The sequence below is a fragment of the Caldisphaera sp. genome, from assembly GCF_049974385.1.
Taxonomy (GTDB): Archaea; Thermoproteota; Thermoprotei_A; order Sulfolobales; family Acidilobaceae; genus Caldisphaera.
Genome location: NZ_JBMFIW010000006.1, coordinates 1 through 12,801, shown reverse-complemented (window position 1 = coordinate 12,801; position 12,801 = coordinate 1). Strand labels below are relative to the sequence as shown.

Genomic DNA, 12,801 nt, shown 5'->3' with positions numbered 1-12,801 from the left:
AAATGCTTATTTTAGAAAGAAAACTTAAATTCTTTATCAGATATAATAGATAATAGATTTTGAGGGGAAAATTTTGTGCGGAATTATTGGAATAACTAATAAAAAATGCAATGTTGTCGACAAACTTATTATTGGCCTTCAAAGACTTGAATATAGAGGATATGATAGTGTCGGTATTGCAGTAATTAATGGAGACTCTATAAACTTTAAGAAAGGGGCAGGAGATTTAGATACAGTAATGAAAAGGCTAAGTTTTACTGATTTATCAGGTAGCACTGGTATAGCCCATACCAGATGGGCAACTCATGGAGGAGTCAATGATATTAATGCGCATCCCCATATGGATTGTACTGGTGACATAGCTGTAGTTCACAATGGCGTTATAAGGAACTTTGCCTCTTTGAAATTAGAACTCGAAAGTAAAGGACATAAAATAAAAAGTGAAACTGATACGGAATTGTTTGCTCATTTATTAGAAGATGAGGAGAAAAAAAGTGCAACATTTATTGAAGCGTTAGCGAAAGCGTTAGCAAGAATAGATGGCACTTATTCCTTCGCTATATTATATAAGAAAGATCCTGACAAAATATATTTTGCAAAAATGAGGTCACCATTGATAATAGGAGTTGGCGAAAACATAAAAGCCATAGCAAGCGATTTACCAGCTTTATTAGACATGACCAAAACAGTTATATTATTAGAAGATGGAGAATTCGGATATATAAGTCCTACAAATTTTGAAATATATAAATTATTACCTGGAGGAGGGTATAAAAAACTTAACCTTGAGCAAATAACGCTTAAAGTTAAAACTGTAGAGCTAACGCCTGAGGCAGCAAGTAAAGGTGGATATCAGCATTTTATGATAAAAGAAATATATGAACAACCTAACGCTATAAGGGAGACATTCGAGGGAAATATAGAAGATCCCGCCCTAAGCAAAGCAGCTGAAATTATTTCTTCATCTAATAGAATTTTCCTAACAGCTGCTGGAACTAGTTATCATGCTTCATTGGTATTCTCAAAAATTTTAGCTAAAAGGGCAAAGCTTTTCTCATATCCAATAATATCATCTGAAATGAGCTATGTATCTTCAACATTTCAAAAAGACGATTTGCTAATAGCAGTATCACAAAGCGGCGAAACTTATGATACCTTGCAAGCAATAAGAGATGCAAAAAAGAATGGAGTAAAGGTTATAGCAATAACAAATGTTTTAGGAAGCGCTATAGTTAGAGAATCCGACTTTTCCTTATATACAAGAGCAGGGCCAGAAATAGGGGTTGCTGCAACAAAAACGTTTTTGTCTCAAATAATGCTTCTAGAGATGCTATCAGCTTTTATTTCACATGAAAGAAAGGAATTAGATAAAAATGAAAGAAATAAAATATTAGATTATTTAAGATATGCTCCAAATCTTATTCAATCATCTCTTGAAGCAAGCGATACGTTAATACCGGCTTTGTTAAATTTACATAAAAAGAATTCATCATATATCTTAGGTAGAGGTTTAGGCGTAGCGATAGCCATGGAAGGAGCGCTAAAGATTAAAGAGATAACTTATTTACACGCCGAATCATATCCAGCTGGAGAAAGCAAACATGGTCCTATTGCTCTAGTTGAAAAAGACTTCCCAGTTTATATAGTGTCAACTAGTGATGCTCCAGAAATTGCTGGAAATGCTATAGAAATGGCTGCTAGAAATGCAAAAGTAATTGTTGTTAAACCTGCCGACTTAAAATTAGAACTAAAGGAAGATAGAAAAAGCATATATTTCGCTGATATGCCGCCTTCAAACTCAATTATAGAGCTTGAACCGTTTATTTTAACTCCTCTTTTTCAATTACTTTCATATAGGCTTGCAGTAGAAAGGGGATATAATCCAGATAAGCCAAGAAATTTGGCTAAAACTGTAACTGTTGAATGAGGTGATTAAAATGCTCGGAGTAGTATTGGCTGGAGGATATGGTAAAAGGCTTTTACCTTTAACAAAAGAAAAGCCGAAATCTTTTTTAGAAATTGGAGGAAGGCAACTTTTCGATTATAGTGTAGAAATTTTAAGAAATGCAGGTATAAAGAGAATAGTTGTCATAGTGCCTCCTGGATATGAAAATATGGCTTTACCAAGAGATGAAGAAGTTTATATCGTAACACAGAAAGGAGAAGACATAAGAGGAGGGATTTTTACAGCTGTTCAAGAAGCTAAGAAAAGAAATGAAGATCAAGTTTTAATCGCATATTCAGGTTTTCTAGCAAACCCAAATATTGGAAAGGCAGTATTAGATTATTATTCTACATCAGGATATCCAATTGTTATAGGTGTAGCTCCAGTATCAACCGGTTTAGAAACATACGGATTTGTTAGCATAGATTATAGAGGACAAATAACAAGCTATATGCAATCAAACGAGCAAAACAGAGGATGGTTAAAAAATAGAGGGTATGTTTTTGCAGGTATAATGGTCTCAGATATTAAACAATTAGAAATAATAGCAAAAGATCAATTTGAACAGTCCATGATGATAATGTCAAAAGAAGGAGTAGTTGGAGGTATAATATGGAATAACAAATGGATAGAAGTAGGATATCCATGGGATCTCTTAGATGCATTAAAAATTATATTAAGCGAATCAGGAATTAAAATAAGCAAAAATGCTAATGTTAGTAGATCAGCCATTATATCAAATGGAGTTACAATAGACGATTACGCAATAGTAGAAGATGGTGCAATAATTATGGGTCCAGCTTATATAGGCAGAAGAAGCCAAGTATTAGCGGGAAGCATAATAAAGCCATACACTAGCATTGAAGAAAATGTAATAGTAGGTGAAAACAGCATTATTTCGTCTTCTTTGATAATGAAGGATTCCATAGTATCATCACTATCAGAAGTTAGATCTTCTGTTTTAGGAGAAAAAGCTAAGGTAGATCAATGCTCTCATTTAATAGAAGGAATGCCAGAAATGCTTCCAGAAAGATTAAAAGGCGTTACTGAATTCTTAGGAGAAGTTAAATTGGGTGCGATTATTGCACCTAAAGAAAACGTCAAGGCTTTTAGTATAATAGGAAGTGGTAAAATTATTGAATAAGCAAATACATTACTGTAATTGTATATAATAAAGATCAGATTTATTTTAAAATAAATTTTTATCCTTTTTTAAATAATTTCCAAATATCTCTTCAATTTTCCTATAAACATTTTCGTCTTCACTTACAATCTCCGGCCAAACTTTACCTTCTCTTTCTTCAGGTAGCTTTCTTGTTGCATCTATGCCCATTTTGCTTCCAAATGATGGAAATAAATTTGAAGGATCCAAAGCATCACTATGAGATCCTTTAATTATTAAAACATCGTTTTCAGGGTTAACATTACTTGAGATAGCCCAAATTACTTTACCAATATCATTAGGATCTATATCATGATCTACTACTATTATAATTTTTGTTAATGATGATTGCCCAATACCCCATAAAGCATTCATAACTTTTTTAGCTTGACCTGGGTATCTTTTCTTAATGGAAACTATAATCATGCCTTGAAAGACACCCTCAACAGGGTAGTTTACATCAACAATTTCTGGTATTATTGTTTGCATTATTGGTTTAAAGATTTTTTCTATGGCTTTTCCGATAACAGCATCTTCTAAGGGAGGTAATCCAACAACAGTACCATAGTATATTGGATCATCTCTTAAATATACTCTATCAACAACTAATAATGGATATTTTTCAATAGGCTTATCGTAATAACCCCAATGGTCTCCAAAAGGACCCTCTTCTAATAATTGATTAGCTAATACTCTCCCCTCTATAACTATTTCCGAATTCGCTGGAACTAAAACACCATTATTAAGTTCGTAAAGCTCAATACCTTTATTCCTAATTATACCTGCGAAAAGTGCCTTATCAATAGGATAAGGAACTGGAGAAACTGACGCAAGCATAGTTCCAGGATCGCTACCTATTGAAATAGCTACTGGTATTTCATCCTTCTTATTCTCTAAAGCATTTAAATGTACATGAGCCCCTCTTTTATGTATTTGCCAATGTATAATCCCTTTATTACCATCCAAAATCATAACCCTGTATACCCCCATATTAACTGTTTTCTCATTTTCCAGAGTAATAACCATACCGAATGTAATATAACGTCCCCCATCTTTAGGCCAAGTTTTAAAGAAAGGTATTTTATCTAGTGGATTGTCGTTACCTTCGATAACATTTTCCGTAAAAGCTGCTTTGTTAGTTTTCTTAGGTAAATATGAAGACATTTTTGTTAGATCTCCCAATGTTTTTATTTTATCAAACGTCTTATATGGAATCGGTAATATTAAAGGTTGAATCATCCTAAAGCCTACTTCTTCCAAATTATCTACAGACAAAAATGATGATATTGTATCCAAATTAGGAAAAAGATTTCCAACTATACGCCAATTATCAAATCCTTTAACTTTTTCAAAAATAACTGAAGGTCCTTTTGAGTACATTAATTTCCTTAAGAAAGTTGGAATCTCTAATATTGGAGACAACTCTTCTCTAATTCTAATAAGACTTTTTCTTTCCTCAAGCCATTCTATGTAATTTCTTAAATCTCTTAATTGATCCATAAATACACCAACCTTAAATATATATGGGAAATATAAAAAGTTTACATACAAAAATAATTTAAAAATAAAAGTGTTTATGAATTATTAAAATCACTAAAAATTATAAAATTTAAAAATAAATTATTTAGCAACTACCTCAACCTTCTGGCCCGTTACTTTAGGCCCTAATATAGCAATGTCAATACCTACTATTAATGAAAATACAAATGTTACTAAAAATAGGGCAGATGGACCCAATGATACTAATATTGAACCAAGCATAGTTAACAATATAAAAGTACCTAGCCTGCTTATACTATATTGAAGCCCGTCAGCAGCAGCCCTTACTCTTGTTGGAAGTATTTCTGCCATATACAAATGATATGTATTAGAAAACAGATTTAAGAAAGTAGCTAACAAAAATCCAGTTGTTTCTAATAGGGCAACACTTTTAGAGTATCCAAACAAAACTCCAAATATCCCTGCCAATATTATATACGTAACTATTTGCCATTTTCTATCAAATAGCTTTTCTATAACAAATATAGATATGACAGAACCTATAAAGTAACCGGTATAAATTACAAAAGTCATTGTTGTTGATTTTGCAAACGTAAAACCTTTTTCATAAAGAACTGTTGGTGCTAATGAAGTAAAACCATAATAAACTGCAGCTTGGAAAAATTGGAAAATTATAAGCATTATCATTCTTTTCAAATATGGTCCTTTAAAAGCATCACTTAAAGGTACTTTCTTAGTTTTTATTACTTCAACTTCGATAGGTTCAGGTAACTTTTTACCTTCTTTTATAGCCTGCTCTTCGAATTTAGATACAATTTTGTCGGCCTCGTCATATTTTCCATGAACTTCTAACCATCTTGGCGATTCTGGTATCATAAATCTCAAAGGAATTATTGATAGAATTCCTAACCCACCTATCCAAAATATCCATTGCCAATGAGTTGGTAATGCAAATACTGCTATACCTGCTACAACCAAAGGAGCTAGCCATGCTATAGTATATGCTATTGCTAATCTGTTACCTCTTATAGAAGGTTGGAAAAACTCAGTTGACATAATATCAACTACCAATATTGCCTCTGGTCCTGCTCCAAAGCCCGCTAAAAACCTTAAAGCACCTAATACGTAAATGTTAGGAGAAAATGGTGTGAGTAAGTAAGCTAAACTCATTATTGCCATATTTATTAATATAACTGTCCTTCTTCCAAGATAGTCTCCTATATAACCTAACAAAATTACCCCAACAAATGCTCCTAAAAAGAATATTGCTATTGTATAAAATATTGATGTAGAAATGCTTACGTGATAATAAAGGTGTATTGGAGCAACTGTAAAACCTCCGGCTATTAAATCGTATAGATCAAAAAATTCTCCTAAACTTAATAATATCAATAACTTAGTATGCAAACTTGTCCATGGTATCCTATCTAATCTTGCTGCAATAGAATGCTTATTTGAGCTCATACCCAATTTCATCACCTAATGTATTCATATTTGAATTTTAATCTTAATAACAGTTATATAAAACCCTTTTTATGTAAAGCAAATAGCTGATAAATAAAAATTAAATGTGGGATATAAATTGGTTCAGTTAATAGATGATACGTTAAGAGAGGGGCTTCAATCTCCAGGAATCTCTTTCAAAATGGAGGAAAAATTAAAAATAGCTGATTTATTAGGTAAGTCAGGTATAGAAAATGCTATTGTAAGCTATCCTTCAGCTCATTGGTCCGAAAAGAAAATTACTGAAGAAATAATTGATAAAAAATTGATAAAAAATACCTATGGATTAGGAAGAGCCATAAAAAAGGATATCGATGAAATTCTTAGCACGGGAGCTCATATTGCATTGCATCTACCATTTAAATATAATAACATAGACAGCGTTATCGAAGATATAAAATATGCCATAAAAAAAGATGAATTGACTTCAGTAGCATTAGTTGATATTGTTGCTAACAAATCTTTAATCATAGATATATTAAAAAAACTTAATGAGATTGGATTAAAAAAAGTTCAGTTACCCGATACTACAGGAAACGCCAATCCTAAATTTATGAGAAACCTAATAAAGGAAGCTATAGAATCTTTAAAAAATAACATCGATATAGAAGTTCACTGCCATAATGATTATGGGCTTGCTGTAACTAATTGCTTAGCTGCTATAGAAGAGGGTGCATCTTCTGTATCAGTAACAGTTTATGGCATAGGCGAAAGAAATGGCATAGCAGATTTATACGTAATGTATAATGCATTAAAAGAAGAAGGGTATAAATTAGATTTAAGTGAAGAAGGCTTGCAAAATTTGTATAAATATGTAGGAGAATTAATTTTAAACAAAATTGGATATAAGTTCTTTTATTATAATTTTCCAATAGTAGGTATGAATACAAAAACTATGACAGCTGGAACGCATGCATCATTTACCACAGTATTTACTCAAGAATTGTTTTCTGTAAATGTCTATGCTGGCAAAAGCTTAATCAAAAAAATATTAGAAAAATACGGTGTTAATTTAAGTGAAGAAAAGTTAACCAAATTAGTAAACCTAGTAAAGGATATAAGCGTAAATGAAGGTAGAGCTCTTACATACAATGAAGTTTTAAAATTATCTAAAGAGGTGTAAAAATGAGAGCATTAGAAATTGGGCATATAGTTGCCGGGCCTACAGCAGGATTAATTCTATATTCATTAGGATTTGAATTAATAAAAATCGAAAAACCAAATGAAGGTGACATATCTAGAAGATTACCTGGAAGTAGTTCAGGTACTTTTCCGTACCTAAATTGGGGCAAGAAAAGCATGACACTTGATATATTTAGAGATGAAGGTAGAGAAGTTTTTAAAAAATTGATAAAGACTTCAGATGTGCTCATAGATAATCTAGCAAGAGGTGCTTTAGATAAGGCCGGCTTAGGATATGATGAAATTAAAAAAATTAATCCAAGAATCGTTTATGCGTCAATTAAGGCCTATGGTTATGGAAAATATGAAAATAGAAAATCTTTAGACTATCCAATTGAAGTACATAGCGGCCTAGCCTACATGACAGGACTCAAAGATAGACCATTAAGATTAGGGGCATCTATTGTTGATATAGGAGCTGCTATGTTTGCAGTAATTGGAGTTTTACAAAAACTTTTAGAAAGAGAAAAAACAGGATTAGGAGGGATAGTAGATGTTGGATTGTTCGAAACAGCAATGTTTTTTGTAGGCCAACACATATCAACATATCAAGTTTTAGGTAGGCCTATTTTACCTATAAATGAAGAAGGATTTGCATGGGGCATATACGATTTTTTTGAGACCAAAGATAATAAAAAAATTTTTGTTGCAGTAACAACAGACAAGCAATGGATAGATTTCTGTAAATCTCTCAATTTAGATATTTGTTATGATGAAAAATTTAAGAAAAATGAGGATAGATATAAAAATAGAAGTTTCTTAATACCATACCTACAAAATGAAATAAAAAAATTTAATGCTAATGAACTTATAAATATATTTGATAAAAATAACATAGGATACTCAATATTGAACAAACCATGGGATCTACTTCAAGATCCTCATGCATCGGAAAAAATGATCAAAATATTTTATAATGAAAGAGAGCTAAAAGTTCCTACACCACCTTTAATTAATATCATAAAAAGTACAAAAGTGCCAAGCTTAGGAGAATATACATATGAAATTCTTAAGGAGTTAGGATATAATGATGATGATATCATTACGCTAAAGAAAAAAGGGATTATTTAACTAAAAATCAGACAAAATATTGCTAAGTATTTTATTTATTGCATTTCTAATATGATATATAATTGTCGGCTGAGAAACACCTAATTTTAAGCTTAATTCTTCTAAATTTATTTCTTTAGGCCAAGAAAAATAACCATAATTATATGCTTTAGATAAAATTTCATATTCTCTATTATTAATATTACTTGCTTCTATTATCATTTTTGAAATCCAAGATAAAAGAGACTTCATATTTACATCATTATAATTAAAATCGATTACATTATTATTGCGAGATATATCTTTAATTATGTAATCTATATCCTTTTTATTTTTTATTAAGATCAAAAATCTTTCATACCCATCTCCAGCAATGGTTGGAGTTATCAAAGCTCCTTTATATTCAATTAATGTGTTTACTATTCCATGACCTTCTTTTAATCCATTAAATAAGATACTTTTTTCACCTATCTTATCCCAATTTAAATATGAAAAATCTTCATATCTTTTCTTCCATGACTTCATTAAAGTTTCTTGATTTTTTTCCTTTAAAGTTACGAAGGCAATTATTGAGTTCATGCCTTTGCTAAATTGCGATACTGAAAAAGACAAAACCTCTCCATTAAAATCATGAGCCATTTTTGATAGACTACAATTACTTTTTATTGATAAGTCTAATATTATCATTAATTCGACCTCTTATTAATTTCATGTCTATATATGCAATTTTGACTTAATAAAGATATTTTATTAAATTATTATAATTTAATTGTTATTTTTAAATCGATAAGTAGAATTTATTTTTAAATATATTTTAGATAAATAATATTAAGGTATTGGGGATAAACTTGAAAATTGGAATCATTGGATGCGGAGCAATAGGAAGTTTTCTATCAATTATTTTGAATCGTTCAGGTCATGAAATCACCATAATTGAGAAAACAAAAGGATGTAAAAAACAAAAAGTAATAGTAGAAAATATAGGTGAAGAAGAAATTAAAGTTTGCAATTATAAGGAAATTAAAGGACAAAAATTTGATTATTTAATTTTTGCAGTAAAAGCATATGATTTAGAAAAATCTATAAAAATTGCGAGAAAATATATTAATTCAGATTACGCATTATCAACTCAAAATGGTTTATATTCTTTAGAAAAGCTTGAAAAATACTATAAATCTGGTTCAATGATAATTTATTATGGACTTAATAAAATTAAGAAGTGCCATTCAATATTTAATGGAGGATCCAAATTAATCATTGGATGCAAAAATAGAGATTGCAGAGAAGAATTTAAAAACTTGGCAATAAAAGATGTTAAGACAGAGCTTGTTGATAATATAGAACCCTACAGATGGGAGAAGGTTATTGTTAATTCTGCCATAAACCCAGTCGCATCGTTATATTTAAAAAAGAACGGATTTATATTGGAAAACAAAAATGCTTATAATTTATCACTTCATATAGCCAATGAATCTAAAAAAATAGCTTCTTTATTTAAGATAAACTTAGCTAGTGATCCTATTATAGAATTAAAAAACACAATAAAATTTACATACAACAACTATAATTCAACTATTCAAGATCTTTGTTCAAATAAAAGAAAAACTGAGCTCGATTACATTAATTTAGCTTTATATAAAATTGCGAGAAAAATAGGATATCAAGCAAAATATAATTATTTTGCCTATAAATCAGTTATGGTCATGAAAGATCTTTTAAAAGAAAATAATAGACTTTGTGATTCCATATTAAATGGGTGAACATATGGAGAGAAAAAAGATAACGATTAGAGACATTTTAAAAATGAAAGGTAATAAAAAAATTGTAGCTGTAACGAGCTACGATTATCCAACAACAAAAATAGTTGATGAAACAGGGGTTGATATAATATTAGTCGGTGATTCATTAGGTATGGTAGTCCTAGGATATCCATCAACTTTACAGGTTTCAATGGCCGAAATGCTTATTCATACCAAAGCTGTATGCAATGCTAAACCGAATGCCCTAGTTGTATCAGATATGCCGTTTATGAGCTATGAATATAGCAAAGAGAAAGCTATATTAAATGCATCACGCTTTCTCAGGATTGGTTCTGATGCTGTTAAACTTGAAGGCGGTAGTGAATATAAAGAAATAATAAAAAGTATCGTAAATTCAGGTATTCCTGTTATGGGTCATATAGGATTAACACCTCAAAAACACAAACAGATTGGTGGATATAGGCTTTTAGGGAAAACCTATAGTGAGGCTAAAGAAATACTTAATGATGCTCTTCAATTAGAAGATTCAGGCATTTTTTCTCTAGTTATTGAATATACAGCATATGAAGTTGCTAAAAAAATAACAGAAAAAATTTCAATACCAACTATTTGTATTGGTAGCGGACCATATTGTGATGGTCAAATAATGGTTATAAATGATTTATTAGGTCTCGGAGACTATTCTCCTGAGTTTGCAAAAAAGTATGTAGATTTAAAATCAGTAATAAAAGAAGCTATATTAAATTATAAAACCGAAGTAGAAAGTGGTAAGTTCCCTGAAAAATATTGGGGTATGAAAAACAATGAAGATAAAAAGAAATTCATGGAAGAATAATTTTTAATAAAGCAACAAATAATCAATAAAAAGCTTCGTTATTTATTCATAATATTATTAAAGATTACATTTACTATTTCAATAAAGTATTAACTTGCTTTAGCTGTGATCAAGCATATTATTTTATAAAGTATTTATAATCATTTTAGAATAATTTATAGTGAATTAATTTAAATTTTTTATAACATAAGTTTATTATAAAATTCTTAAAAAATTAGGAAAACATTATCACTAATAAAAACTTAATTAATTAAATAGGTTAAATAAATCTTTTATTAATATATATCATGCATAAGAAATTTATACTCTTTAAAGAATGGTTTAATTATGTGATTTTGTTTGGATAATAAAGAGAGTCCAAACAAAAGTACAGGCCTCAAAAAGGAATTATCTTTTTTGGAAATATTTATAGCAGGCGTAGTAGGAGCTGTGGGTACTGGAGTATTATTTTCAACTGCCGGAATGGCTGGATATGCAGGGCCATCATTAATTATTTCATGGATTATTGGAGCACTATTTTATACATTTATTGCCATTCCAATTATTGAGTTATCATTAGTATGGCCAGAAGCGGGAGGACCTGCAAGGTATCCCTTATATACACATGGAAACACTTTAAATCTATTATCATCATTTATGAACTTAGTTTGGTATCTTTTTATTCCTCCAATAGAAGCTTTAGCAACCGTTGAAGGATTGGCGTATTTCTTTCCAAAACTATTGGTTCCAAATTCTACAATACCAACACCTCTAGGAGCTATTGTTGGCACTATCTTGTTGCTTTTATTCGTTCCATTTAATTATTATGGTGTTAAGGTATTTGGAAAATCTACATTAGGATTAGGCATTTTTAAATTAATACTATATATTGTTGCAGCTTTATCAATTTCATTTGTGTTTTTCTCGGCTAAGAACTTCACATCTCTACCCGGAGGATTTATTCCATATGGTTTCACAGGAATATTTTATGCAATACCTTTGGCTATGTTTGCATATGGTGGAATAAGAGTTATACCAGATTTTGCAGAAGAAGTAAAAGATAAAAATTTCTTGGGAAAAGCTATAATTTTAGTAGTTATTGGGCAAACTATTATTTATATATTATTTTCAATAGTTTTTGTTGGAGGTATAAAATGGGATTCTTTTGGCTTTAAACCAGGCGACTGGACTTCCATATCTAATTTACCAGGTAATCCTTTTGTTGATATTTCATCTGCTATTCATTCCAACATATCATTGTTCTTAATATTAATCGTTGCTATACTTGGTCCTTTTGTAACAGGATATATATATATTTAGGTAGTGGAACTAGAGTAGTTTTTGCTATGGCCAGATCTGGATATATGCCAGAAAAATTAAAGGAAGTAAGCGAAACATATGCTATACCATATTGGTCTTTGATAGTATTTGCAATAATAGGCGCAATATTAACTTTTCTAACAGCACCTGTCCATGCAATTTATTCTTTATTGGAAGATGCCGTAGTTAGCGGTTATCTAGCTTTTGCTACTCTACCAGTTGCTATGCTTTCAGCTAGAAGGAAAGGATTAACTCCAAATAATTATAGATTGCCTGTTGGTTGGCTATGGAGTGGCTTGGCTTTTATTTCTGCTTCATTAATTGCTTTTTGGAGCGGATGGCCATCTGTTCCATACGCAATTGCTATAGGAATTATTGCCTCTATTGTATTCGGATTTATATTTAAAGTTAAAGGAGATTTTAAAAAATCTATATGGTATGTTGTTTATCTTATATTCATATTAATTATGACATATATAGGTAGTGATGGGGTTTGGGCTTCATTGAATTTTCATGAATTTATATCTAATTCTCAGCCCTTGGGCTTCACCAGGGTCACGGGATA

At 30.6% G+C, this 12,801-nt stretch carries 10 protein-coding genes and 1 pseudogene; 8 read left to right on the top strand and 3 right to left on the bottom strand.

The genetic code is table 11. The annotated features are described in order from the left end of the window. The first annotated feature begins 73 nt into the window (after positions 1-73). Positions 74-1,927, top strand: coding sequence for a glutamine--fructose-6-phosphate aminotransferase (gene glmS, locus ACP5GV_RS02525; RefSeq protein WP_428069552.1), 1,854 nt, complete (start codon positions 74-76; stop codon positions 1,925-1,927). 10 nt (positions 1,928-1,937) lie between these two features. Then, a complete protein-coding gene (locus ACP5GV_RS02520; protein ID WP_292319113.1) occupies positions 1,938-3,089 on the top strand; it encodes an NDP-sugar synthase in 1,152 nt (383 codons plus the stop codon). A gap of 45 nt (positions 3,090-3,134) precedes the next feature. Here the strand turns inward: ACP5GV_RS02520 and ACP5GV_RS02515 are convergent, their stop codons facing one another. After that, entirely contained in the window at positions 3,135-4,607 is a 1,473-nt protein-coding gene (locus ACP5GV_RS02515; RefSeq protein ID WP_428090484.1) for a UbiD family decarboxylase, read from the bottom strand. A gap of 120 nt (positions 4,608-4,727) precedes the next feature. Next, the gene (locus tag ACP5GV_RS02510) at positions 4,728-6,071 is read right to left on the bottom strand and encodes an MFS transporter (protein ID WP_428102129.1); all 1,344 of its coding nucleotides are present in this window, start codon (positions 6,069-6,071) and stop codon (positions 4,728-4,730) included. A 118-nt stretch (positions 6,072-6,189) separates the two neighbouring features. Between ACP5GV_RS02510 and ACP5GV_RS02505 the strand changes: the two genes are divergently transcribed. Both ACP5GV_RS02505 and ACP5GV_RS02500 read left to right on the top strand, forming a co-directional pair. Then, positions 6,190-7,233, top strand: coding sequence for a hypothetical protein (locus ACP5GV_RS02505; protein ID WP_428069547.1), 1,044 nt, complete (start codon positions 6,190-6,192; stop codon positions 7,231-7,233). A gap of 2 nt (positions 7,234-7,235) precedes the next feature. Next, positions 7,236-8,363 (top strand): CaiB/BaiF CoA transferase family protein, encoded by a 1,128-nt coding sequence (locus ACP5GV_RS02500; RefSeq protein WP_428069545.1) that lies wholly within the window; start codon positions 7,236-7,238, stop codon positions 8,361-8,363. Here the strand turns inward: ACP5GV_RS02500 and ACP5GV_RS02495 are convergent, their stop codons facing one another. Further along, positions 8,364-9,029, bottom strand: a complete 666-nt coding sequence (locus tag ACP5GV_RS02495) for a helix-turn-helix domain-containing protein (protein ID WP_428090487.1) — start codon at positions 9,027-9,029, stop codon at positions 8,364-8,366. It lies immediately after the preceding gene. 161 nt (positions 9,030-9,190) lie between these two features. Between ACP5GV_RS02495 and ACP5GV_RS02490 the strand changes: the two genes are divergently transcribed. The 4 genes and pseudogenes from ACP5GV_RS02490 to ACP5GV_RS02475 all read left to right on the top strand — a co-directional run. Further along, positions 9,191-10,102 (top strand): ketopantoate reductase family protein, encoded by a 912-nt coding sequence (locus tag ACP5GV_RS02490; RefSeq protein WP_428090490.1) that lies wholly within the window; start codon positions 9,191-9,193, stop codon positions 10,100-10,102. Between the two features lie 4 nt (positions 10,103-10,106). Continuing rightward, positions 10,107-10,937: a 3-methyl-2-oxobutanoate hydroxymethyltransferase gene (panB, locus tag ACP5GV_RS02485; RefSeq protein ID WP_428102059.1), complete on the top strand. Its 831-nt coding sequence runs from the start codon at positions 10,107-10,109 to the stop codon at positions 10,935-10,937. Between the two features lie 339 nt (positions 10,938-11,276). Continuing rightward, complete coding sequence (locus ACP5GV_RS02480; protein WP_428102057.1) at positions 11,277-12,236, top strand: APC family permease; 960 nt, start codon at positions 11,277-11,279, stop codon at positions 12,234-12,236. Positions 12,237-12,262: 26 nt separating this feature from the next. Then, positions 12,263-12,801: pseudogene (locus ACP5GV_RS02475) on the top strand (APC family permease); the annotation flags it as partial.

Bases quoted from the DNA above. Each gene is read 5' to 3' on its own strand.
- ACP5GV_RS02495 (WP_428090487.1), bottom strand. From the start codon at position 9,029: ATGATAATATTAGACTTATCAATAAAAAGTAATTGTAGTCTATCAAAA.
- ACP5GV_RS02520 (WP_292319113.1), top strand. From the start codon at position 1,938: ATGCTCGGAGTAGTATTGGCTGGAGGATATGGTAAAAGGCTTTTACCT.
- ACP5GV_RS02510 (WP_428102129.1), bottom strand. From the start codon at position 6,071: ATGAGCTCAAATAAGCATTCTATTGCAGCAAGATTAGATAGGATACCA.
- ACP5GV_RS02515 (WP_428090484.1), bottom strand. From the start codon at position 4,607: ATGGATCAATTAAGAGATTTAAGAAATTACATAGAATGGCTTGAGGAA.
- ACP5GV_RS02500 (WP_428069545.1), top strand. From the start codon at position 7,236: ATGAGAGCATTAGAAATTGGGCATATAGTTGCCGGGCCTACAGCAGGA.
- panB (WP_428102059.1), top strand. From the start codon at position 10,107: ATGGAGAGAAAAAAGATAACGATTAGAGACATTTTAAAAATGAAAGGT.